This window comes from Bacillus sp. CZDM1 (assembly GCF_055502545.1).
In genome coordinates this window covers 300,102-325,827 of record NZ_JBUESO010000003.1, presented here as the reverse complement: position 1 = coordinate 325,827, position 25,726 = coordinate 300,102, and the positions used below count along the sequence as shown (strand labels likewise).

Sequence of the window (25,726 nt, the reverse complement as noted above, 5' to 3'; positions counted from 1 at the left end):
TTATTTCACCTCTACTGGTTCTAATTCTTCCACCATTTCTCCGTTTAATGACCATGTTTTTGCATCTGTAATTCTCACTTTAACAATTTTACCAATTGCTGATTTAGGTGCAGCAAAATTAACAAGCTTGCTTTTAGAAGTGTATCCTGCAAGTACTTCAGGATTATTCTTGCTTTCCCCTTCGACAAGAACTTCGACGATTTGGCCTTTATATTTCTTCATTTCCTCAGCAGACATTTCATTAACTAAAGCATTTAAACGCTGTAAACGTTCCTTCTTTACCTCCATTGGGACATTATCCTGCATTTTTGCAGCAGGGGTACCCTCACGAGGTGAATATATGAACGTATACGCTAGTTCGTAGCCCACTTCACGATATAAAGACATTGTTTCTTCAAATTGTTCATCCGTTTCATTTGGATAACCAACAATAATATCAGTGGTTAAGGAAACATTGGGAATCGCTGCTTTAATCTTGCGTACCAGTTCTAGATATTGTTCTCTCGTATATTTACGAGCCATAATTTTTAATACATCAGTGGACCCAGATTGAACAGGAAGGTGGATATGATCCATTAAATTGCCGCCTTTTGCAAGAACTTCAATCAAATGGTCATCAAAATCACGTGGATGACTTGTCATAAAACGAATACGCGGAATATCTATCTTCCGTAATTCATCCATAAGTTCACCTAGACCATAGTTCACACCCTCTAAATCTTTCCCATACGCATTAACATTTTGGCCCAGAAGTGTAACCTCCTGATAGCCTTGTGCGGCTAAATGGCGAACTTCTTGGATAATCTCATCAGGACGACGGCTTCGCTCTTTACCACGTGTAAATGGAACAATACAATAGGTACAAAATTTGTCACAGCCGTACATAATGTTAACCCACGCCTTAATATTTCCGCGTCTTACTTTTGGAAGGTTTTCGATAACATCACCTTCTTTTGACCAAACCTCTACTACCATTTCTTTGGACATGTATGCTTCATGTAAGATATTTGGCAGACGATGAATATTGTGTGTACCGAAAATCATATCAACTTGGTTATATGTTTTTAGAATCTTATTAACTACGGATTCTTCCTGTGACATACATCCACAAACACCCAATAGTAAATCTGGCTTTTCTAACTTTAAATGCTTTAAATGCCCTAGTTCACCGAACACTTTGTTTTCTGCATTTTCACGAATTGCGCAGGTATTTAAAAGAATAACATTGGCATCCTCTGTTGAATCTGTAGGCTCATATCCAAGAGCCAAAAAGATCCCTGCCATTACTTCCGTATCATGTTCATTCATTTGACAGCCATAGGTACGGATATAAAACTTACGACCTTCTCCCATACCGCGAAATTCTTCTGGAATAGAGAAATCGTTATGATACTTCACTTCTTCTTTACCACGCTTTTTAGCGTCTTTTAAAGAAGGTGCAGTAATTACTTGCTCAAAATACTTACTGTAATCCTTGGCGGATTTTTTGTCCGAAGAATTAGCAGCTTCGATTTGTTGAGCATCTATACGTTGTTTTTCATTCATGAATAATAAATCTCCTTTCAATCGGATTCAAATTTGTCTATGAATAGGTAATTTTTTCCCTGTACTAGTGTATTAGGATTCTGCCTAATATACCTCTGCACATTATTATAGTATAAAGGTTAATAGGCTTGAAAACAATAGAAAATCCCGTAGTAATCTACTACGGGACTTTCTTTTAACTTTACATAAATTCATTAACTAATTTATCAAAGTATCCTTGATCAAGGTTAAGATCTGCTTTTGCTAATGGAGTTTCGGAGTAATTATTAATCAATTCCTGGTAGGATTTACGTTCTGTGTTTTGATAAATCAAACCAGTAACTAAACCATTATGCTTCATCAATGTCTGCATAGCGTTTTCACGATTTGAAGGATCATATCCTTCAATATCACTTAACTTCGTAAGATTTTCTTTAAACCAATCATAAGTGTTGACCTTATTATAGGTTACACAAGGACTGTAAACGTTAATTAAAGAGAACCCTTTATGCTTAATGCCTGCTTCAATTAATGCAGTTAGATCTTTAAGATCCGTAGAGAAACTTTGTGCAACAAATGTTGCCCCTGCAGTTAAAGCCATCTCCATTGGTGAAATCGGTTGTTCAATCGAACCTAGCGGCGATGATTTCGTTTTAAAGCCGGTAGCAGAACGTGGAGACGTTTGTCCTTTTGTTAAACCATAGATTTGGTTATCCATAACAATGTAAGTGATATCTACATTACGACGGATCGCATGAATGGTGTGTCCCATACCGATAGCAAAACCATCACCGTCACCGCCAGAAGCGATAACCGTTAAATCACGGTTTGCCATTTTTACACCTTGAGCGATTGGTAATGAACGGCCATGAATACCATGGAAGCCATATGAATTAATATAACCAGAGATACGACCAGAACATCCGATTCCAGAAATAACAGCTAAGTTTTCAGGCTCTAGCCCTACATTTGCTGCTGCACGTTGCATTGCCGCTTGTACAGAGAAGTCGCCACAGCCAGGGCACCAGTTCGGTTTTACATTATTTCTAAATTCTTTAAAAGTGGCCATGTTTAGAACAACTCCTTACATTTTGTATATACTTCGTGAGGCAGGAATGGATTTCCATCATATTTTAAATGTTTAATAATCTTTTCAGCATGCCCAACATTCATTTTCATAATGTTAGCCAATTGACCAGTAGCATTGTTTTCAACAACCACTACTTTCTTTGCAGAACGAACAAGCGGTAATACTTCATCCGTTGGGAATGGGTGAATCAAACGAATATGAGCGTGATTTACTTTCATTCCTTCATTTTCTAAACGAACCATAGCTTCCTCAATTACACCTCTAGTTGAATTAAAACCAACTAGTAAAACGTCAGCATCTTCATGCTTAGTGTTTTTATACACTGGTGTATTGAAACGAATATTTTCAATTTTACGGAATCGCTTGTCCATTTGAGCGTTCCTATTTACTGCCGATTCAGAAGGTTTTCCTGTTTCATCATGTTCAACACCAGTTACATGGTGAATACCATTTTTCATACCAGGAATAACACGTGGTGAAACACCATCACTCGTCACTTCATAACGTTTGAAATAAGCTTTATTTTCATTCTCAGGAATTTCATCGGTTACAAGCTTTCCGCGTCTGATTTCCACTTTATCCATACTTAAAGGTTCAACTGTCTGCTTACCTAAAGATAATTGAAGGTCAGTAAGAACAATTACAGGACATTGATATTCTTCAGCAAGGTTAAATGCCTCAGTTGTATCATAGAAAGCCTCTTCTACAGTACTTGGCGCCATAACGATTTTAGGGATTTCTCCATGTGTTCCATAGATCATAGCCATTAAATCTGACTGTTCTTGCTTTGTTGGTAATCCTGTAGATGGACCGCCACGTTGAGTATCAACAACAACAAGCGGAGTCTCAGTTATACCTGAAAGACCAATTGCTTCCATTTTCAATGATAGTCCTGGACCAGCAGATGCCGTAATTGTACGAACACCAGCATAGTTAGCACCAATAGCCATTGTACAAGCAGCAATTTCATCTTCCGTTTGAATAACCGTACCACCAAGAGCAGGAAGCTTTTTAATTAAATATTCCATTATTTCAGAAGCTGGTGTTATTGGGTATGCAGCCATAAAACGACATCCAGCCGCAACTGCTCCCAATGCAATAGCGTCATTTCCAATCATGAACATGCGCTTCTTGCCGTCAGCTTTTTCAAGTTCCATTATTTCAACGCCATCTACAAGCTGTTTTTTCATATAATCATATCCAGCTTTAATGGCATCCATGTTTTTCGCAACTACTTGAGCACCTTTTTTACCAAAAATCTCTTGGACTACTTCTTCAAAAACATGAATATCAAGATTCAAGACAGCTGATGTAGCACCAATGGCTACCATGTTTTTCATTAGGGATGTTCCTAATTCAGTAGCGATTTCTGTAAATGGAACCGCATACAATGCTGCTTGTGTATCTTCTGGTTTCTTCGGCGTGAATTTTGCATCCGCAAGTATTACACCTTTGCTGTGTAACTCTTTGTAATTTAAATCGACCGTTTCTTGGTCAAATGCGACAAGAACATCAAGATCATCAGAGATTGAACGAACTTCTGTCGTACTTACTCTAATTTTGTTGTTTGTATGACCGCCTTTAATACGAGATGAAAAGTGACGATAACCATACAAGTAATAGCCGAGGCGATTCAATGCAATAGCAAATATTTCCCCAGTACTTTCAATACCTTCCCCTTGTTGTCCGCCAACTTTCCACGAAAGTTGATTGATCATGACTTACACCCCTTTGGATATGTAAAAAGTATATTTTATAAATCTCTAATAGTGTAGCACAATTCCGAGTAATTCACTAGATTTTAGCCTTTAAAGCTTTAAAGGCTAACTCAATTGAAACTAGGAGATGTACTAAACGCTTACAATTCTAGACCTCTAAACCAAAAATTGCAACCCTTTCAGACGAAATATTGTCTAAAATATGAATATTTTTTTATATTTTAAAAATTGACATTTATTAAATCCGCATAACCCCATGTAAAATTGATGTAAAACGTTGTTGCTATGCGATTTATTAATAAATCTAACAAAATATATTATTTCAACACTTAAACTCAGAAAGCGTTTTCATTTATACTAGAATAACATTTTTCTTAAATTTTGTATATAAAAATACCTGCTTATAATTTAAGCAGGTAAAAGATTGTTTTATTCTTCTCTTTCACATCATTGATTCTATCTCTTTCATCTTGGTTCAACAATCAGCTTTATAGCCGTGCGTTCTTCACCATCAATCTGAATATCAGTGAACGCAGGGATGCAAATCAAATCAACTCCGCTAGGTGCTACAAATCCTCTTGCAATCGCTACTGCCTTAACAGCTTGATTCAATGCACCTGCACCAATCGCCTGTATTTCTGCTGCACCTCTTTCACGCAGAACTCCAGCAAGTGCACCAGCTACAGAATTAGGATTAGATTTTGCTGAAACTTTTAATATTTCCATTCCTAGCTCCCCCTTGTATAATCCCGATCCTGGCATGAGCAGTTTCATGAGCAAATCAGGTATATAAGATTCCACTGCTACTATATTCATTCTGCAAAAGACATATTCCGGCTTGGACAAAAAAAGTGCATATTTATCAGTGAAATTTGAAAAGCGGAAGCGCCTTGTACAGGGGCGACAGGCATAAGACGAGCCGGCGAGAAGGTTGGTCTTTACCTTCTTGACGGATTGGCTTATGACCCCGAGCCCCTAGGCGCTGAAGCTAGACAAAGAAATAACCTTCCACAATTGGAAGGTTAAGAATACCAAGGATTATCTTCATTTATTAAAATTCTTTCCATTTTTTTGCTCTTGCCAGTTTTTCTGTCAAGTTCCATGTAGACTCCACTAAGCTGGGTTCTACCCGCTTTAGGAACTTCAAATCTTACTGGCAGGCTTGTAAGGAATTTGGTAATGACCGCTTCCCTTTCCATACCAAGAATTCCATCATATGGACCTGTCATCCCTACATCCGTTAAATAGCCTGTGCCGCCTGGCAGGATACGGCTATCAGCGGTTTGAACATGTGTATGTGTGCCTACAACAGCTGAAACTCTTCCATCTAAGTACCAGCCCATTGCCTGCTTTTCGCTTGTTGCTTCTGCATGGAAATCCACAAAGATAAATGGTGTTCTCTCTTGTGCTATTTCCACTAATTCATCCGCCTTTTTAAAAGGACAATCTAGAGGCGGCATAAAAGTGCGCCCTTGTAAATTGATAACTGCTACTTCTACGTCATTTACCTTAAAAAATACTAATCCTTTACCAGGGGTACCTTCAGGGAAATTTGCCGGCCGTACCATATTCTTTGCCGATTCGATGAATTCAAAAATCTCCTTGTTATCCCACGAGTGGTTTCCGAGCGTTACAGCCTGTGCACCGGAACCCAAAAACTCCCGATAAATCTTTTCTGTAATCCCTCTGCCTCCTGCAGCATTTTCACCATTAATTATCGTAAAATTAGGTCTATATTTTTCTTTAATTTTTGGCACATACTCTTTCACCATATCTCGGCCCGGTGAGCCTACAACATCTCCAATAAATAATAAGTTCATTTGTAATCCTTTCGTGATGCATTTATTTACTATAAATTGTATCACACTTTTATTTTATTTAACCGTTAGACACCTAGCAAAAAAATAAAGCAGTGCATAAGCACCGCTTTATTTTGCGTATTCCACAGCCCGTGTTTCACGGATGACTGTCACTTTTATATGTCCTGGATAATCTAGCTCTTCTTCGATTCGTTTCCGAATATCTCGAGCCAAACGATGTGCAGCTAAATCATCAACTGCATCAGGTCTTACAATAATCCGCACTTCTCGGCCAGCTTGAATGGCGAAGGATTTCTCAACACCATCATAGGACTCGGAAATCTCTTCCAGCTTTTCTAAGCGGCGGATATAGTTTTCTAGCGTTTCACTACGTGCTCCAGGTCTTGCAGCTGATAATGCATCTGCAGCAGCCACTAGAACGGATATGGTTGATGTTGGTTCCGTATCACCATGGTGTGAGGCTATACTGTTGATAACCACTGGGTGTTCCTTGTATTTAGTTGCAAGTTCAACCCCAATTTCAACATGGCTTCCTTCCACTTCATGGTCAATTGCTTTTCCGATATCATGCAATAGCCCTGCACGACGTGCCAGCGTTTCATCCTCACCAAGTTCAGCTGCAAGTAAGCCTGATAGCTGAGCAACCTCCATTGAGTGCTTTAGGACATTCTGTCCATAACTTGTACGGAACTTTAAGCGTCCAAGGATTTTAATAAGATCCGGATGTAATCCATGAACTCCGACTTCAAAGGTCGTTTGTTCACCCACTTCACGAATATACTCATCCACTTCACGACGTGATTTTTCTACCATTTCCTCAATACGCGCAGGATGGATACGTCCATCTTGAACTAACTTTTCAAGCGCCAATCGAGCCGTTTCACGGCGGATTGGGTCGAATCCTGATAGAATTACTGCCTCTGGCGTATCATCGATAATCAAATCAATTCCCGTAAGTGTTTCTAGAGTACGGATATTTCTTCCTTCACGGCCAATAATACGACCCTTCATTTCATCATTTGGAAGGTTGACTACAGATACAGTCGTTTCCGCTACATGGTCAGCAGCGCAACGCTGGATTGCTAGCGATAGAATTTCTTTCGCTTTCTTATCTGCTTCCTCTTTCGCGCGGTTTTCACTTTCCTTAATCATTATCGCAGTGTCATAGGTTAATTCCTGCTCCATTTTATCGATAATGATGTTCTTCGCTTCCTCACGAGTTAAACTCGAAATACGTTCAAGTTCAGATTGTTGTTTTCGTACCAACTCGTCCACTTTGCTTTCCATCTGTTCAATATGCTGTTGTCTTTGGTTTAGAGAATCATCCTTCTTTTCTAATTGAATTTCTCGTTTATTTAACGATTCATCCTTTCGATCTAAATTCTCTTCTCTTTGCAGTAAACGGTTTTCTTGTTTTTGCAGTTCATTTCTTCGTTCACGAACCTCACGTTCGGCTTCTGTACGAAGCTTGTGAATTTCATCCTTTGCCTCAAGCAAAGCTTCTTTCTTCAATGAATCAGCGTCACGCTTTGCATCTTCAAGAATCTGCTCTGCAGCATTCTTTGCACCTGCTATTTTTGCCTCAGCAATGGATTTACGAACAAAATAGCCAACAACGGCACCGACGATAATGCCAAGCAAAATGGAGATGATAGTAATAGTGTCCATCGTTACACCTCCTCTTGCTATGAACTTTTTTGTTACACTTTTTTAAGTGTCGGCATGTATATTGGTTAGGTTCAACATACAGCAAGCACCAGGCTTTTCATTGTAATATTAACAAAAATGTAAAATATACATGTTAATTGTAAATGTGTGTATATTCATTGTCAAGGGTAACTCCTGACAGCTTTTTGAAATATTTAGACTTTGTTCATAGTTTAACAATATTTAGATAAATATTATACGAATAAATATACATGCAGATTAATAAATATGCATTTTGTTAAAAAGAGCAAAACCTAATCAGGCTTTGCTCTTTTTGTTAATCTATTAATTCAAACTGCTCATCATCATCATCGGCTTCAGTGACCATCTTTTCACCATCTAATCCGTAGTGCGCACGGATTTTTTGCTGAATTTCAAGACGAATGCTTGGATTTTCTCGTAAGAAAGTCTTTGCATTTTCGCGGCCTTGACCGATTCTTTCCTCATTGTATGAGTACCAAGAACCGCTCTTTTGAACGATATCTAGTTCAGAGCCAATATCTATGATTTCGCCCTCTTTAGAAATTCCTTCACCATACATAATATCCACTTCAGCTGTACGGAATGGAGGGGCAACTTTATTCTTTACAACCTTGATTTTTGTTTTGTTTCCAACGATATCAGTACCTTGCTTTAGTGCTTCTCCACGACGCACTTCAACACGAATCGTAGAGTAGAATTTCAACGCACGACCACCAGGAGTCGTCTCAGGATTTCCAAACATGACACCAATCTTTTCACGAACCTGGTTGATAAAGATTGCGATTGTCTTCGATTTGTTAATGACACCAGAAAGTTTCCGGAGTGCTTGAGACATCAAGCGGGCTTGAAGACCCATATGAGAATCTCCCATTTCTCCTTCAATTTCTGCTTTTGGAACTAATGCAGCAACAGAATCGACTACTAGAATATCAATTGCACCGCTTCGTACAAGTGCCTCTGCGATTTCTAGCGCTTGCTCCCCAGTATCTGGCTGGGATAACAATAACTCATCGATGTTTACTCCTAGTTTTTGCGCATATGCTGGATCCAGAGCATGCTCAGCGTCAATAAACGCTGCTTGTCCGCCAGCGGCTTGTACTTCTGCAATGGCATGTAAGGCTACAGTTGTTTTACCTGAGCTTTCTGGACCGTAAATTTCGATAATTCTTCCTCTAGGGTATCCGCCAACTCCAAGTGCTGAATCCAGGGCTAATGAGCCACTAGGGCTTGTTAAAATTCTTGTATCTGTTTTTTCTCCCATTTTCATAATGGAGCCTTTACCGAATTGCTTTTCAATCTGTTTTAGCGCCATTTCTAAGGCCGCTTTACGATCAGTCACTACTAGTTCCTCCCTTATATATAAACCAAAAAGTTAATAGCCAAAATCTATAATTTAAATCCTATTAATAATATAACCTCTTTTTAGACTTTTGTACAGCAAAAAAACGAACATTCATTCGATTTATTTGAAGCTTATAGTCATGTAATAATAGGTAATTCTCTCGGCAAATTATATCTTTTCGATTAACTTTTCCATCCATTTCTCCTCTTTCTTCTATATTCAGACATTTCTTTAGGATAGGCTGTGTTAAAGCTGAATGTTGATTTTACTGTGTTTGGAAAATAAGCGGAGAATTTTCGTTTAAATTGGGAAATACCCATTTTTACCTTCATAATAAGCGGAGGTTTTCCGCTTATGGTATCCAAATCATTGGATTTTGTCTTATTTAAAGCAGTTAACCGGAATATTTCCGCTTATATCGGCTTCTTAAGGTTCCTTTATCTACAATAGACGGAAATTCTCCGCCTATGAATGATCAACCCTACACGAAAATCAACAATGAATCATAACACAGCCTTAGGATAAAAAAATCACAGATAGCTTAGTTAGCTTTCTGTGATTCTTGCAATTGCTTTATTAAGTAATAGCAGCCATATTTTACCGAACGGCTTCGGTTTGCTTCCCTTGTACCGCCAAGTTCGAGTTTTTCAACCACTGTTTGTTTCCCTTTTATCGTAATACCAATGTAGACGGTTCCGACAGGTTTACCCTCAAGCTCATCCGGCCCAGCAACACCAGTGAAACTTACGCCAATATCAGCAGATACTAAGGCCGCAGCATTTTCAGCCAGCTCTTTAGCACATTCTGGACTTACTACACCAAATTTTTCAATTGTTTCTTTTTTAACTCCTAAGACTTTCTCCTTAACTTCATTCGTGTAACAAACAACTCCGCCCTTAAGGACTGAACTAACACCTGGAAAACTAGTTAGTTCCTGTTGAAACAATCCTCCTGTTAAGCTCTCAGCAGCTGTGATGGTTAATTTTTTATCCTTTAAAACTTTCATTAGTTCAGCAACTAAAGAAGTATTGTCATACCCATATAAGTACATTCCTACACGAGCGTTAATTTTCCCCTCAGCTTCATCAAGCATTAACTCTGCAGTTTGCAAGTCTTGGTGCTTCGCAGTAAGCCGTAAGGTACATTCCCCTTCTGCGGCAAGCGGGGCAATCGTTGGATTGGTTTGCTGTTCTATTAAATCAATGATTTCAGTTTCTAACGCAGCCTCTCCGATACCAAAGAACCTTAATACTCTAGAAACTATTTTCTCATCCGTTTTTACTTGTTTTGATAGAGCGGCTGTACCAAATTGTAAAAACATTGGCTCCATTTCTTTCGGAGGTCCAGGAAACAGCATATAAATACAATCACCTATCTCTGCCATCATACCAGGTGCCATCCCATGATGGTTTGGCAGTATAGTTGAACCTTCCAAAACCAGTGCCTGCTTCTTATTATTTTCTGTCATTACCCTATTTGACTTTTTAAAATAGAGTTCAATAGATTCTAATGCCTCAGGATCCATTACGAGTTCTTTCCCTAAATGTCGAGCAATGGTTTCCTTTGTCAAATCATCTTTAGTCGGTCCAAGCCCGCCAGTAAAAATGATTAAATTTGAGCGTTTTTCTGCGATCTCAATCGCAGATCTTAATCGGTCGGGATTATCACCAACCACTGTATGAAAAAAAACATTAATGCCAAGTCCCGCAAGTTGTTGCGATAAAAATCGTGCATTACTATTAACGATTTGACCCAGCAGTAATTCAGAACCAACAGCAATAATTTCTGCATTCATCACCCATTACCCCAAGTTCTATTTAGAATTTTTGAAAACATGCATATTCTTTGAAAAATAATCCCATCCAGACCAGACAGTAAAAATCAATGCAACCCATAATGCTACGTCATCAAATGGAAATCCAATCATTTCAAAAATAATATTATGTAATAAAAGTGCTGAAATTGCGATGATTTGTGCCCAGGTTTTGATTTTTCCGAGGTTATTGGCAGCTACCACTTCTCCACCCTCAACTAGCAAAAGACGAAGACCTGTAACAGCAAATTCCCTGCTTATGATGGCAATTACAATCCAAGAAGCTGCATATCCAAGATCAACAAGGACCACTAGCGCAGCAGAGACAAGTAATTTATCGGCAAGCGGATCGAGGAATTTCCCCATATTGGTAACAAGATTATATTTTCGAGCGTAATAGCCGTCTACCCAATCTGTAGCAGAAGCAAAAATAAAAATTAATGCTCCAACAAAATGGGTTACCGGAAGGTCAGCTCCCAGTAGATGCATATTTCCCCACTCAAAGGGGGCAAGCATAATGATCAAGAAAATTGGAATTAAAAGTATTCTTGATATCGTTATTTGATTTGGTACATTCATTGTTTTGCCTCCAAATAATATTAGAACGAAAAATAGTCATCACTAGATGACTATTCGTTCTTCGGAACAAATTGAATCGTAATGTTCTGACGAACCACATCAGCAGGTGCGATTGCATACTCAAGCTTCTGGTCATTTACGTAAATTTCTGTATCGAGCGTTCGACCAACAACAATTACTGCTTTGGTTTCGCCAGTCAGATCTACTTCCGTACTTTGTGTACCCGTGGTTGATAATAACCCCTGGAACTTGGATTGACCACTGCTATTACTAACACTTACCCATGTTTCCCCAGTTGAAACCAGTTTCACTACAAATTTATCAGCATTTTTCAAATCATAGGTAGAGTTTTTTCCGCTGTTTTGAACGGGTGTTAATTCCTGTTTCGGTGCTTCTACAACAGGAGTTTCCTCCACTGTCTCTTTTTCATCAGTTTTTTCTTCTTCCTTTGGCTTGTCTTTTTCAGCGTCCTCCGCCTTTTCAAGATTGTCAGAGCGGACAAACTTTACAGGTTCATTTTCATTGTTAATCAAATCATTCGCCTTGTCTCCGACGTTATTTACAACGAAATAATACAATACCCCCGCGGCACCAATAATAAAAACTCCAATTAAGACTTTTGGGATAATATCAAAAATTTTTGAGGATCCTTCTGATACCGTCCTGCGTGTTTTAACTCTAGACAATTGTTCAGGTAAATCATCATGATGAGTTGCTGGTATTTCATTCTTATACGTTTCAAAAATTTCTTCCGGATTAAGCTGAAGAGCCTCAGCGTATTGTTTTACAAAGGCACGAACATAAAAATTTCCTGGCATGCTAGAATAATTTCCTTCTTCAATACCTATTAAATACCGCTTTTGAATTTTTGTGAGAGACTGTAAATCCTCTAAGCTTAATCCTTTGGCTAATCGCGCTTCTTTTAGTCGATTACCTAATTCAGTCACCTATTAACACCTTCCAATTATTTAAAATCCAAAATCCCCAAAATCAGAGCCAGAGAATAAGTTATTTTGGTCGACAATATCATATGTAATTTCTTCGTCTGCCTCGTTCCGTAATTCGATAATATAATCAAAATCATCTAGCGTATACTCAGAATTCTGCACAAAGATATCAGGATGTTCGACCACTTTAACCGCAGGTAACCGCATGATTTCGCGTACAAGCTGCCAATGCCGTTCACTTGCACGTTTTGTTGAAACAATCCCATCAAGAATGAACAAATTATTTTCGTTGTATTCATCTTGAATTAGCTGATTACGTATGGTTTGTTTTAAAAGAGTCGAAGAAACAAATAACCACCGTTTATTCGCGCATACACTTGCAGCAACCACAGACTCTGTTTTACCTACCCTAGGCATCCCGCGAATACCAATCAGTTTGTGTCCATCCTGCTTAAACAATTCTGCCATAAAATCAACTAGTACCCCTAGTTCACTGCGAACAAATCGGAATGTTTTTTTATCATCTGCGTCACGTTGTATGTACCGTCCATGTCTGACTGCCAGCCGATCACGAAGCTTTGGTTCTCTAATCTTAATTACTTTTATTGTGTCCATTGTATTTAAAATTGACTCTAACCGTTTAATTTGATTATCATCTTTTGCTAAGATTAATAAGCCGCGCCGCCCTTCATCTACTCCATTAATCGTTACAATATTGATTGACAGCATTCCTAGTAAAGATGAAATGTCGCCCAGCAAACCAGGACGGTTTTTTTGAATCTCATATTCCAAATACCACTCTTTCTTCTCCATAAAAAACCTCCTAAACTAAAACGACAAATTTTTCAATTCCTTATCTATCCATAATAATATATGATTTTGAATGAAGATGAAAGCAAAAACAAGCTCAATGCTTATTTAATATATTTTGTTTCTTAAATGCAAAAAAAGAGAGGTTAAAACCTCTCTCCTAGCGACTTCCATTATTTTGTACTAATTTCACCATAATGTTGGCGATTGCTTGCTGCTCTTCCTTATCTGCAACAGACCATAAATCAGACAAGATTCTTTCTTGCTCATTTTTCGGTTCTACCTGCTCTGATAAATAATCACCAATTTGTAATGCAAGAGCACTTATAGCACCTTCGCTCATTCCTTCATTTTGTGCTTGATGAAGTCGGTCAGCAAGAAAGTCTTCCCATTGTTTCCAGTTATCTAAAACAGACATAATAAACCCTCCTTTATAGTTGTACATTGTTATTTTGCTATGAAAGGGGGGAATTTATTCACGGAATAAATGTATAATTTATGTATACCATCCGCCATTAATCGATAGAACTTGTCCTGTGATATACGATGATTCATTTGAAAGTAAGAATTTCACACCATTTGCTATTTCCTCTGGAACACCCAGCCTGCCCATTGGGATATCGTATTGAAGTAATTGAATATCCTCTTCTGAGAATCTACCCATCATCGCAGTTTCAACGGCACCAGGTGCAATGGCATTTACACGCACCCCGCTCAATGCAACCTCTTTGCTTAATGCTTTAACAAATGAAATTTGTGCCCCTTTTGCTGTCGAATAGGCTACTTCACATGCAGCACCCGTTTGACCCCATATAGAGGATATAAAGATTATATTTCCTGACCGTTTTTTAATTAGTTTTGGCAGCAGGTCTTTTGTAATCATTATTGGATTCATGACATGAACCCTCATTAAGGATTCTGCCTCTTCATGTTTTAAGTCGACGAGGAGACCATAATGGCTATTGCCGCTGCAATGAATAATGGCATCTAGAGAGAAAATTTGGGAACAAATCTTTTTATAGCCTTCTGATTCCTCTAATTCAGCCTGAATGGGTATATACTCAACACCAAAAGGTTTAATTTTTTCAATTAATTCCATTATTGACTTTTCATTTTTATTAAAGTGTAAATACAAATTATAACCTAGAGAAGCTAATTTAAGCGCCACTGCTTGTCCTATTCCGCCGCTTGCTCCCGTAATTAGTGCATATTTTCCCACGAAATTCACTCTTTCTATATTAACTAATCTTCATTTTAATCGAAAAGAAAAGCGCCGGCTAGCGACGCTTACCTCTTATTTTTTAGGGATTACTTGGCAAACGGAGAAACGCTCTTCTGAAATAACTTCAGAAGCTAATCTTTTCACATCATCTAAGGTGATTTTCTCTAAAGTAGGAACGACATCAAATAAGTTCATGTCATTAAAAGCATATCTTGTGAATTGATTTGCTATATACTCTGGAGAATTTACAGCACGTAAAAATGATCCAATTTTCTTCTTTTTTGCTCTTTCCAATTGCTCTTCTGAAAATGAGCTAGCATTTTTCGCATGAAAAAGCATATTTTTAAGCTGTTCAGTAAGTTTATCAGGATTTTCTGTATCTCCGCCAATCATCGCAAAGCCAAACCCCTGTTCCTGTGTATAATCATAGGAAAAAGTTTCATCAATCAAACCTTCATTATAAAGTTGGTTATAATTTTCTGAGCTTTTACCAAACAACAAATCCAAGAGTACATTCATAGTTAATTCATTCTTCAACAATTCAGATCCCGTTTGGTCCACATGAAGTGCTTTCATCCCAATTAAGCATTTAGAGGTTTGCACATTCATTTCAAGCACCTGTTTTTGTTCAGCTGTCTGAAGTGGCTCATCTTCAAATTTACGCTGAATCTCTGGCATCTCTTTGTAATCCTTTTTCATTTGGTTTTCTCTAACTTGCTCCATAAATTTATTCGGATCGACTGGTCCAACAATAAACAATAACATGTTACTCGGATGATAGAAGGTATTGTAGCATTCATAAAGCAAATCCTTTGTAATATGTGAAATTGATTCTATTGTTCCGGCAATATCAATCTTTACAGGATGGTTTTGATACAAATTTTGAATCAATCCGAAATACAGGCGCCAATCAGGATTATCATCATACATAGTGATTTCTTGACCAATAATCCCTTTTTCCTTTTCAACTGTTTTTTCCGAAAAGTATGGTTCCTGTACAAAATCAACTAACGTTTCCAGGTTTTTTTCTACATCTGAAGTGCTGGAGAACAAGTAAGCAGTACGGGTAAAAGAGGTAAAGGCATTAGCTGAGGCCCCCTGCTTGCTAAATTGTTGAAATACATCTCCGTCTTCCTTTTCAAAAAGCTTATGCTCAAGAAAATGAGCAATACCATCTGGAACTTTCATATATTCCTCTTGACCTAACGGTACAAAATGATTATCTATTGATCCATACTTTGTGGTAAAAGTAGCAAAGGTCTTATTAAAGCCTTTTTTAGGTAATATATAGACATTTAAGCCATTGGATAACTTTTCATGGTAAAGTTCTTCTTGGAGCTGGTCAAAATTTATTTTCTCCATTATTTTACCGCCTCACTTCCAGTTAAGAAATAGATGGTATCAAGTTCAATTTTAGCAGCGACAGCGACAATTTCTTCCTTTGTCGTTTTCTCCATATCGGTAATCCACTGCTCAAGTTTTATATCCTTGCCTGCAACAACATTATGGTAAAGGATCTCTGTTAATCCTCTTGAGGTATCAATGGTTTCGAGTATCTGATTTCGAATGACAGCTTTTGTTTGAACTAATTCTTGATCTGAAAAGTCGCCTTTTTTCATTGCTTCCAATTGATCGCGAATAATTCCCACTGCCTGGTCAAAGTTCTTAAGGTCTATCCCTGACATTACCATCATTAATCCCTTATGGCTTTCAAGCCTGCTTGAGACATAGTAAGCTAAGCTTGCCTTTTCACGGACATTGATGAACAACTTTGAGTGTGAGAAACCTCCAAAGATTCCATTAAACAATTGAAGAGCAAAGTAATCGGAATCCCCGTAGACAACATTCGTACGATAACCAATATTTAATTTCCCTTGTTTTACATCCTGCTCTTCTTTAATTTCATTTACCTTTTCCTTTTTCTGTACCCCTTTTAACTCAAGTTTCTTAGGAGTGCGTTCTTCAAAATTCAGCAAATCATTGGCAAAGGTTTTCACCTCTTCTTCCTTAACATCTCCAATCACATAAAGATCCATTTCATCTTCTGAAAAAGCCTTTTTATAATAGTCATATAAATTTTCAGGAGTTATTGCTTCTACATCCTCTGCTTCACCATTTACTTGAAGAGCGTATGGCTCCCCTTTACACATTTCTTGCAGCAGACGAACATTCGAATAGCGCATTTTATCATCATATACCGATTGAATTCGCTGCTTTAAAGACCTCTTTTCTTTGTTCACTGTATCTTGGTCAAATGCAGTACCTGAAACATTCGGTTTCGTTAATACCTCAGATAGAAGTTCGAAACCTTTTTTCAATAATGGGGTAGAATCACTTAAGAATTTCTCATTTGCAATCTCAAGCGTGAAACTGATAATATGATATTCACCTTTTTTCGCTAAATCAATAAACAGTGTAGCTCCATATAATTCGTCTAAATATGAGCGCAATGCAGTAGTTGTCGGGTAATTAGCGGAGCTGCTTTGTAAAACTTGAGGAAGCAGCGCTCTTTTTGTTACATCTTCCTTAGTTAACGGCGCTTTCATTTTCCAAACAAACGTATTCGTTTTATATTTATCGGTTTCAATGACATGGAGTTTGTATCCCTGCATAGCGGTAATTTTTTCGGCAGTTGAATCCATTTAAATACCTCCTTTAGATTTCAAAATCCTTCTTATTATATATGTAAGCATTCATCCGGTTATTTTACATCTTTTCCATTGTATTAAACCCTTATTCTTACTATAATTTGCCAGGCTTGGTTTTTACAAGCTAAAACCATTGGCTTCTAAACAAAATAAAGGCTGACTAATTAGCCAGCCTGTTTAACACCATATTTATCGTTTTCCTGGATCGAATGGTTCTCCAGCTGCTTTAGGTGCTTGTGAAGATTTAGAGAAGATAACTAATGCAATTAACGTTACTACATATGGGAAAATCTTTAGAATGATTGGCGGAATAACAGCCAATTCAGGGATTACTTGAGATACGTTAGCAATCGTGCTGGCAAATCCGAAGAATAATGTTGCCCCTAAGATCCCGAGTGGTCTCCATTGACCAAAAATTAAGGAAGCAAGAGCTAAGAATCCAAGACCTGAAACGGATCCAGTAAATTCACCTGCGTAGGTTAAAATAATGATTGCTCCGCCTAATCCTGATAATGCACCAGAAATCATAACGCCGATATAACGGATTCTTACTACATTAATACCTGCTGCTTGAGCAGCCTGTGGAAACTCACCACAAGACTTTAAACGCAAGCCAAATTTCGTTTTATTTAGAATAAACGCACTAACAAGCAAGACTATTAAAATAAACCAAGTTGTCGCATACGTTTTTGTAAATAATAAATCACCAATGATAGGAATTTGAGATAAAACTGGCACATCAAATGGTGTGAAACCGCTGGTAATACGAATATTACCACTTCCAGTCATATTTCTAGCCAAGAATACCGTTAAAGCCATTGCAATCATGTTAATGGCTGTACCACTAATGACTTGGTCTGCACTAAGATTAATACTAGCAAAGGCATGTAATAGGGAAAATAAAACACCTACTACCACAGCTACTAATAATCCAATCCATAGTACCGTTGATCCTTGCATAGTATCCTGCAAAAAGTTAACCGTTATCGCACCCGCAAATGCTCCTGAAATCATTAATCCTTCTAAACCAATATTTACGATACCGCTTCTTTCACTAAAAAGACCGCCTAGTGCTGTTATAAGAAGTGGAATGGTAAAAACAATCGCGTAAGGGAATATTTGTTCAATTATGGTCCACATTTTATGATTCTCCCTTCTTGCCAACAGGTCCATTTACATCATTTGCATTTGCAGTAGTCTTGCGGAATTTATTTAATACACGGTGAATCAGTACGCTGGTAGCGGCAAAATAAATAATAATGGCAATAATGGTATTAGCAAGTTCTGGTGGAATCTCGATCATCGCATTCATAAAGCCAGTTCCTGAATAAAGAATACCAAAAAGAATTGCTGCAAAGAACACGCCCACAGGTGAGTTTGCCCCAAGTAATGCTACGGCAATGCCATCATAACCCTGCGTTGGTAATATACCAATTTGGATACTTGATGCGTTACCAGTGTACAGTGCAACTCCACCTATACCTGCAAGGGCACCTGAAATTAACATAGATAAAATAATATTTCTATTAACTTTCATACCTGCATATTCTGCTGCGTGTCTATTGAACCCTACAGCTTTTAGTTCAAATCCAAGTGTTGTTTTATTAATAATAAACGCAACGATGATTACAGCAATAATGCCAAAGAATAATCCTAAATTTATATACGAACCCTGAAACATTTCTGTCAACCACGGTGTTCTCAAAGTAGAATCCTCTGCCAGTTTTCGTGATTCAGTTTCCAGGAATTCTCCTTTAAAATAACCAGGAACAACATAATAAACTGTCCAGTATGCAATCCAGTTCATCATGATTGTGGAAACAACTTCATGCACATTAAATTTAGCTTTAAAGAGGCCAGGAATAAATGCCCATAATCCTCCACCTATAATTCCGGCAAGTACCATTACAATAAGTAGAATCGGTCTTGATAAATCAAATGTTAAGGCTACTGCAGTGGCAGCAAGACCGCCAATCAACATTTGACCTGGAGCACCGATGTTAAATAGACCTGTACGGAAGGCAAAAGCAACAGCAAGTCCTGTAAAAATAAGTGGTGTTGCAGTTGCAAGAGTATCACCAATACGTGAAACATTTTTTAATGCACCTTGGAATAAATAGGTGTAACCTTCAATAGGACTTGCCCCTATGAAGAGCATCAGTAATCCTCCAGCTATTAGTCCTAATATAATTGAAATTAATGAAACTATGGTGTTTCTCATACGCTTCTCTCCTTACTCACTCCTGCCATCATCAGTCCTACCTCATTCTCATTGGTCTCAGAAGCAATAACTGTTCCGATTAACTCTCCATTGTTTACGATGGCAATACGGTCTGAAAGCTGCAGTACTTCATCAAGCTCTAAAGAAACCAGAAGGACAGCCTTTCCTTTATCGCGATGCTCGATTAATCTTTTGTGGATATATTCAATTGATCCGACATCCAATCCACGTGTAGGTTGTACAGCAATGAGCAAATCAGGATCTAATTCCATTTCACGGCCAATGATTGCCTTTTGCTGATTACCTCCTGATAGTGTCCTTGCAATGGATGCACCGCCTTCACCAGAACGAACGTCAAATTTTTCTAAAATACTCTTAGCATATTTCTTAATTGCGGCACCATTTAGTAATCCAGCCTTTGCAAAAGGTGGTTTATTGTAAACCTCTAAAACCATGTTATTTTCTAGTGTATAATCAAGAACAAGGCCTCTTCTATGTCTATCTTCTGGGATATGGCCAATTCCACTTTCGATTCTTTTACGAATTGGAATATTTGTAATTTCCTTACCATTTAATAGAATTTTTCCAGATTCTACTTTTCTAAGTCCAGTAATCGCTTCAACGATTTCTGATTGTCCATTCCCTTCGACCCCGGCAATACCGACTATTTCTCCTCGTTTAACTTCAACAGAAAAATTTTTCAGTCCCAATACTTTTCTGTTATTTTTTACAGAAAGAGAATCTATTTGAAGTACAACCTCACCAGGTGTACTAGCTTTCTTATCCACTTTAAAGTTCACTTCGCGGCCAACCATCATTTCTGCCATCTGTGCTGTGCTTGTTTCTTTTACATTCACTGTTCCGATTCCTTTTCCACGCCGTATAACCGTACAACGGTCTGCAACCGCTTTAATCTCTTTTAATTTATGTGTAATAATAATGATAGATTTACCTTCATTAATTAGGTTACGCATGATTTTCATTAATTCTTCTATTTCATGAGGGGTTAATACCGCAGTTGGTTCGTCAAAAATAAGAACCTCTGCTTCACGATAAAGCATTTTCATTATTTCTACTCTTTGCTGCATACCTACAGAAATATCTTCAATCTTTGCATGTGGGTCAACATTTAAACCATAATGTTTTGATAAATCTGCAATTCTCTTTGCTGCCTTATCAATATCTAGGACCATACCTTTTAATGGTTCACTGCCTAGTATAATATTTTCTGTTACCGTAAAATTTTCTACTAATTTAAAATGTTGATGGACCATACCAATACCAAGATGATTGGCTACATTAGGATTAGTAATTTTAACTTCCTTCTCCCGAATTTTAACGATCCCTTTTTCTGGTTGATACATACCGAACAGAACACCCATTAATGTGGATTTCCCAGCACCATTCTCACCTAATAGGGCATGGATTTCCCCCTTTTTTAATGTCAGGGTAATATTATCATTTGCTACAATACCAGGGAACTCTTTCCTAATATTCAGCATTTCAACCACATAACTCATAGTAGCACTCACCTTTTTAATTAGACTCGGGGATACTTTGAAAATAGGGAGTCCCCTATCACATCATAAAAAATCATTCATTTAGGACATAAAAGAGACGGAAAAGACCGTCTCTTTTATGATCTTTTTTACTTGAATAAGCTGCCTTGTTCAGCTGCAACTTTAATTTCTCCAGCCTTAATTTTTTCAAATACTTCTTTTACTTTAGTAGTTGTTTCATCGCTTAAGTTTGGATTTTCTTCTGGAAGACCAATACCATCGTTTTTAGCATCAAATGTTAATGTTTCGCCTCCAGGGAAATCACCATCTAACTCACGCTTAATTAAGTCAAATGTTACGTTATCTAATTTCTTCATTGCTGAAGTCAAGATAATTGATTTTTCACCTTCATAAATACCGTCTGCATATTGGTCACTGTCAACACCAACAATCCAGATTTTGTCTCCGGCTTTTCCACGTGTTTTTGCTTCATTGATAGCTCCTACACCAACTCCGCCAGCAGCTGTAAAGATTACATCTACACCACGGTCATACATTTGTGCAGCAATTTGTCCACCAGCAGCAGCGTTATCAAATGAACCTTGGTAAAGTACGTTTTCAGCTTTCATGGTTAAGTTTGTTCCTAAGTTATCGTTAGCATATTTAACACCTTGTTGGAAGCCCCAGTTAAACTTTTGAACAGCTGGAATTTCCATACCGCCGATAAAGCCTGCTTCGCCTTCTTTTAATTCAAGGGCAGCAGCAACACCTGCTAAGAAACCTGATTCATGTTCAGCAAAGAAAACTGCAACAGTGTTTTCTTTTACGACTGGTTTGAAGTCACCTGAATGTGGATTACCATCAAGAATAACAAATTTTGCATCTTTATATTTATCTTGAGCCTGGAATACTGCTGTTTCAAACTTAAATCCAGGTGTGACGATAAACTTATAACCTGCATCGTATAAATTGCCCATTTCCTTTAGGTATTCTGCCTCTGTTGTACCAGCTGGCTTAAGATATTTTGATTGAATGCCTAGTTCTTCTTGAGCTTGTTGAATACCTTCCCAAGTACCTTGGTTAAAAGATTTGTCATCAATTGTACCAGCATCGGTAACCATACCAATTTTAACTGCATCCTTACCATTATCCTTAGTGCCAGTATCTTTGTCGTCGTTAGCGCCACCACAAGCTCCTAATATTGTGCCTGCAGCTAAAATTAATGACATGGACAAGCCAAATTTACTTTTTTTCAAGGCATTTACCCCCTATATATGTTGTTTGATTTAGTAGAAATGTACTAAATTGCAGACATGTTTATGCTTCCGTAATGAAAAAAATTAAAATCTTTTTCTCAATACCTGAAAACTAAATTTATCCGCTTTAAAATAGTTTACCGAAAAGAGTACAGGTTCATCCATTTCATCAAAATGCATTTGCTTTAAAACTAGCAAAGCCGTTTCTGGTTCACATTCTAAAATGGGAGAAATTTTCTCATGATAACCAATAGGTTCGATTTGAGCAACCGCGTATGTAATTTTTCGGTTTGCCTCCTCTTCCAAAATGGAAAAAATAGATTCCTCTCCATGTGAAAAAGTTTCTGGTAAGATTTTTTCAGGTACCTTGTCGATACAATAAACAACTGGTTCCCCGTTTGCAGTTCTAACCCGCTCCATGATCACAATTCCCTCATTTGCAGAACATGAAAATCGACGAATGTCCTCTTCAGTAGCTCCAACAGTTGATGAACTTAAAAAGATTGTACCTGGCTTCATACCCGCCTGAAATATCATGTCCGTAACACTATTAAGTTGTTCAATCCCTGAGGTAAACAGCGGCTTAGAATTAACAAACGTTCCAACACCGTGGCGCCGAATGATAACGTTTTCTTCTTCAAGTATGCGTAATGCCTCTCGAAGAGTGGCTCTGCTTACTCCAAGATGTTTGGCAAGATCGAATTCAGATGGCAGCTTTTCTTTTTCTTTGTAAACTCCTTGTTCGATATCTTGTTTTAACCGATCGATAACTTGCAGATATAAATGTCGGTTATCTAGCTTAATAGACATGGGGGTACCTCCAGCTTCTTCCTAAGACATCAGACATCTGATGTATAATCATTCCTACTAATCGAAAATAATATACCACTTTTTTAGGCATATGGAAATAGTAATTCAATAAATTGTCGAAAAAAGCAATATTGTCGAATAGTATTTTGAAAAATAGGCCTTTTTACTCTTATTTCTGCTATAATTTATTATTGTCTAAACCAATTAGGAATATTTTAGTAAAAAAAAAAGCCGTTAGGCTTTTTTTTAATTTACTTCTTCGTTTGGTTTGGACTGTAATACCGCTCTTGGTTTACTGCCTTCATATGATCCGACAATTCCTCGTGCTTCCATTTCATCAATTAACCGCGCTGCTCTTGTATATCCTATTCGAAAACGACGCTGTAACATGGAAACAGATGCCGTTTGCATATCTATTACTAAATCCACAGCGTCTGAATACAGGTCATCATCAACCTCACCAACTGCTTCAGGTGTATCGTCTGGAATCATCTCATCTTGATATTGTGCTTTTTGCTGCCCAATAACAAAATTAACCGTTTCCTCCACTTCATTATCTGATAGAAAGGCACCTTGTACACGCACTGGTTTGGAAGCACCAACTGGTAAAAATAACATATCTCCTCTTCCCAGCAGTTTTTCTGCGCCGCCCATATCCAGGATCGTTCTTGAATCCGTAGCACTCGATACAGCAAAGGCAATTCTTGAAGGGATATTTGCTTTAATCACTCCGGTAATGACATCAACGGATGGACGCTGTGTTGCTATAATGAGGTGAATTCCCGCAGCCCTCGCCATTTGTGCAAGTCTAGTAATGGAATCCTCAACATCAGAGGAGGCTACCATCATTAGATCAGCAAGCTCGTCCACAATTACAACAATATAGGGTAAAAGTGGCTGCTTATCGTTTTCCTCCATGTTATGCCTTTTGATATGATCATTATATCCTTCAATATTCCGTGTACCAGTATGAGAGAACAGTTCATAACGTCTCTCCATTTCACTAACTACTTTTTTCAAAGCTTGTGATGCTTTTTTAGCATCCGTTACGACCGGTGCCAATAAATGAGGTACTCCATTATAGACATTTAACTCCACCATCTTAGGGTCAATCATCATTAATTTGACTTCATGAGGCTTAGCTCTCATCAAAATACTTGTGATTATACCGTTAATACAAACACTTTTCCCGCTTCCAGTTGAACCGGCCACGAGCAGATGGGGCATTCTATTTAATTCAGCAAGTACTGCCTCCCCCGTAATATCCCTGCCAAGACCAATTAATAGTTTCGCCTCTGGTTTATTATTTTGAGTTGCTTCTAGTACTTCTCTCAGAGAAACAACTGCCACCTCTGAATTAGGCACCTCAATTCCAATTGCTGACTTTCCAGGAATAGGTGCTTCAATCCGTATATCTTTAGCAGCTAGTGCTAATGCTAGATCATCACTTAAGCTAACTATTTTACTAACTTTAACCCCGACATCAGGATGAACTTCATACTTTGTAACAGCTGGACCAAGATGTACCTGTGTTACTCGAGCCTTAACCCCAAAGCTTTGAAAAGTTCTTTCCAGTTTAGCTGCATTCGCATGAATTAATTCGTATTCTCCGCTTTGATCTGTTTTCTTCGGAAGCTTTAGAAGTCTTAGCGGCGGTAATTCATATGCAACATTCTCCACTTCCGTAAAAGTAATCGGCGGTGTGCTGTCGTCTTCTATTTTCTGGTCATTTCCTTTATTCTTTGAATCCTCTTTCCTTCGTTTAGCTCTTTGCGGCTCTTCATCAGGATAAGCACGATCTGCAAAGCTAGAAATGAGGGGTTCAGGTATGACGATTTCATCCTGTTCATTTTGTAATGGGGGGATGATTTCTGGCTGAACTGAAGCGATTGCTCTGTTTTCACGTTCCCGTTCCAGCTGTACCCGTCTTTCTTCCCGCCGCTCTTGTTTTTTCTGTTTCCATTCTTCTAAATCTAATTGAAAGGCACTCCATTGTCCCTTTGAAAAATCAATCATCGTCGTTCCTACTTTTGCAACAAACTCTCCGAATGATTTACCAGTAAGTAAAATAAACCCTATTAGTATAAAGATAAAGGCAATAATCTTTGTGCCAGTTTCAGCAAAGAGATAATGAAACATAGCAAAAAGAACGGCGCCAATCATCCCTCCACCAAGGTCAATTGTGCTTGTTTCCCCTCTAACCTCCATCATAAATATTTCCCATGTGTTACTAATAACACTAGGATTCTTAAAGTTTCCATCATTTGTTAGTAAATGAAAAAGCGTTACATGGCTTAAAAGGAGAATAGATGAAACAATAAGATAAGTTCCAATTAATTTTATATTAAAAATAAAAGGGATTGTTCGTTTCCACATAAGATATACGCTTAAAATAACCAGACCAATCAAGCTTAGCATGTACCATTCACCCATCCAAAATCGGAAGAATAGTACGGCTGCTTCACCAACAGCTCCCAATTTAGCTATTGATATAATTGCAAGCGCTAATAAGGCAAGCGCGGAAAGTTCGTATTGTACGGTTTGTTTTAAATGATTATCTCGCTTTTTTGATCTTCTCTTTTTCTTCGCCATCTTATCACCTGTCTGTATAAGTGTAGTACTATCATCATTATCAACCTTTTACATTATTAATCGCAATGCAATTAGAAAGTTACCCACAAAAGGAGAAAGCAGCCTTCAATGGCTGCTTAAGCTTGGTATCCTTATTATACCATAAT

Annotated in this window: 21 protein-coding genes; all 21 read right to left on the bottom strand. The window is 37.9% G+C overall.

All coding sequences use genetic code 11. From position 1 onward, the window contains the following. Nucleotides 1-1,545, bottom strand: a complete 1,545-nt coding sequence (miaB, locus tag ACY3XC_RS09295) for a tRNA (N6-isopentenyl adenosine(37)-C2)-methylthiotransferase MiaB (protein ID WP_464868272.1) — start codon at nt 1,543-1,545, stop codon at nt 1-3. A gap of 181 nt (nt 1,546-1,726) precedes the next feature. Continuing rightward, nucleotides 1,727-2,593 (bottom strand): 2-oxoacid:ferredoxin oxidoreductase subunit beta, encoded by an 867-nt coding sequence (locus tag ACY3XC_RS09290; protein WP_464868271.1) that lies wholly within the window; start codon nt 2,591-2,593, stop codon nt 1,727-1,729. A 2-nt stretch (nt 2,594-2,595) separates the two neighbouring features. Beyond that, nucleotides 2,596-4,332, bottom strand: a complete 1,737-nt coding sequence (locus ACY3XC_RS09285; RefSeq protein WP_464868270.1) for a 2-oxoacid:acceptor oxidoreductase subunit alpha — start codon at nt 4,330-4,332, stop codon at nt 2,596-2,598. A 465-nt stretch (nt 4,333-4,797) separates the two neighbouring features. After that, nucleotides 4,798-5,058, bottom strand: a complete 261-nt coding sequence (gene spoVS, locus ACY3XC_RS09280) for a stage V sporulation protein SpoVS (RefSeq protein WP_003181955.1) — start codon at nt 5,056-5,058, stop codon at nt 4,798-4,800. 296 nt (nt 5,059-5,354) lie between these two features. After that, nucleotides 5,355-6,152, bottom strand: a complete 798-nt coding sequence (locus tag ACY3XC_RS09275; RefSeq protein ID WP_179161175.1) for a TIGR00282 family metallophosphoesterase — start codon at nt 6,150-6,152, stop codon at nt 5,355-5,357. A 108-nt stretch (nt 6,153-6,260) separates the two neighbouring features. Continuing rightward, entirely contained in the window at nt 6,261-7,820 is a 1,560-nt protein-coding gene (gene rny, locus ACY3XC_RS09270; protein WP_464868269.1) for a ribonuclease Y, read from the bottom strand. A 316-nt stretch (nt 7,821-8,136) separates the two neighbouring features. After that, on the bottom strand, nt 8,137-9,180 hold the full coding sequence (gene recA / locus ACY3XC_RS09265) for a recombinase RecA (RefSeq protein ID WP_464868268.1): 1,044 nt from the start codon (nt 9,178-9,180) through the stop codon (nt 8,137-8,139). Nucleotides 9,181-9,724: 544 nt separating this feature from the next. Then, nucleotides 9,725-10,978 (bottom strand): competence/damage-inducible protein A, encoded by a 1,254-nt coding sequence (locus ACY3XC_RS09260; protein ID WP_464868267.1) that lies wholly within the window; start codon nt 10,976-10,978, stop codon nt 9,725-9,727. A gap of 18 nt (nt 10,979-10,996) precedes the next feature. Then, on the bottom strand, nt 10,997-11,575 hold the full coding sequence (gene pgsA / locus ACY3XC_RS09255; RefSeq protein WP_464868266.1) for a CDP-diacylglycerol--glycerol-3-phosphate 3-phosphatidyltransferase: 579 nt from the start codon (nt 11,573-11,575) through the stop codon (nt 10,997-10,999). 50 nt (nt 11,576-11,625) lie between these two features. Continuing rightward, nucleotides 11,626-12,522, bottom strand: coding sequence for a RodZ domain-containing protein (locus ACY3XC_RS09250; protein ID WP_464868265.1), 897 nt, complete (start codon nt 12,520-12,522; stop codon nt 11,626-11,628). A gap of 21 nt (nt 12,523-12,543) precedes the next feature. Beyond that, nucleotides 12,544-13,335: a DUF3388 domain-containing protein gene (locus ACY3XC_RS09245; RefSeq protein ID WP_179161181.1), complete on the bottom strand. Its 792-nt coding sequence runs from the start codon at nt 13,333-13,335 to the stop codon at nt 12,544-12,546. Between the two features lie 157 nt (nt 13,336-13,492). Continuing rightward, entirely contained in the window at nt 13,493-13,750 is a 258-nt protein-coding gene (locus ACY3XC_RS09240) for a DUF3243 domain-containing protein (protein ID WP_179161182.1), read from the bottom strand. A gap of 78 nt (nt 13,751-13,828) precedes the next feature. Continuing rightward, entirely contained in the window at nt 13,829-14,551 is a 723-nt protein-coding gene (gene ymfI / locus ACY3XC_RS09235; RefSeq protein WP_464868264.1) for an elongation factor P 5-aminopentanone reductase, read from the bottom strand. Between the two features lie 75 nt (nt 14,552-14,626). Beyond that, the gene (gene yfmH, locus ACY3XC_RS09230; RefSeq protein ID WP_464868263.1) at nt 14,627-15,916 is read right to left on the bottom strand and encodes an EF-P 5-aminopentanol modification-associated protein YfmH; all 1,290 of its coding nucleotides are present in this window, start codon (nt 15,914-15,916) and stop codon (nt 14,627-14,629) included. Continuing rightward, a complete protein-coding gene (gene yfmF / locus ACY3XC_RS09225) occupies nt 15,916-17,196 on the bottom strand; it encodes an EF-P 5-aminopentanol modification-associated protein YfmF (RefSeq protein ID WP_464868262.1) in 1,281 nt (426 codons plus the stop codon). Before yfmF ends, yfmH begins: the two co-directional genes overlap by 1 nt. Before the next feature lie 195 nt (nt 17,197-17,391). Beyond that, the gene (locus tag ACY3XC_RS09220) at nt 17,392-18,342 is read right to left on the bottom strand and encodes an ABC transporter permease (RefSeq protein WP_464868261.1); all 951 of its coding nucleotides are present in this window, start codon (nt 18,340-18,342) and stop codon (nt 17,392-17,394) included. A gap of 1 nt (nt 18,343) precedes the next feature. Then, the gene (locus ACY3XC_RS09215; protein ID WP_464868260.1) at nt 18,344-19,423 is read right to left on the bottom strand and encodes an ABC transporter permease; all 1,080 of its coding nucleotides are present in this window, start codon (nt 19,421-19,423) and stop codon (nt 18,344-18,346) included. Next, on the bottom strand, nt 19,420-20,943 hold the full coding sequence (locus ACY3XC_RS09210; protein WP_464868259.1) for an ABC transporter ATP-binding protein: 1,524 nt from the start codon (nt 20,941-20,943) through the stop codon (nt 19,420-19,422). Before ACY3XC_RS09210 ends, ACY3XC_RS09215 begins: the two co-directional genes overlap by 4 nt. Nucleotides 20,944-21,071: 128 nt before the next feature. Continuing rightward, on the bottom strand, nt 21,072-22,178 hold the full coding sequence (locus tag ACY3XC_RS09205; RefSeq protein ID WP_464868258.1) for a BMP family lipoprotein: 1,107 nt from the start codon (nt 22,176-22,178) through the stop codon (nt 21,072-21,074). An 84-nt stretch (nt 22,179-22,262) separates the two neighbouring features. Next, entirely contained in the window at nt 22,263-22,988 is a 726-nt protein-coding gene (locus ACY3XC_RS09200) for a GntR family transcriptional regulator (RefSeq protein ID WP_464868257.1), read from the bottom strand. A 246-nt stretch (nt 22,989-23,234) separates the two neighbouring features. After that, entirely contained in the window at nt 23,235-25,580 is a 2,346-nt protein-coding gene (locus tag ACY3XC_RS09195; protein ID WP_464868256.1) for a DNA translocase FtsK, read from the bottom strand. Nucleotides 25,581-25,726: the final 146 nt, after the last annotated feature.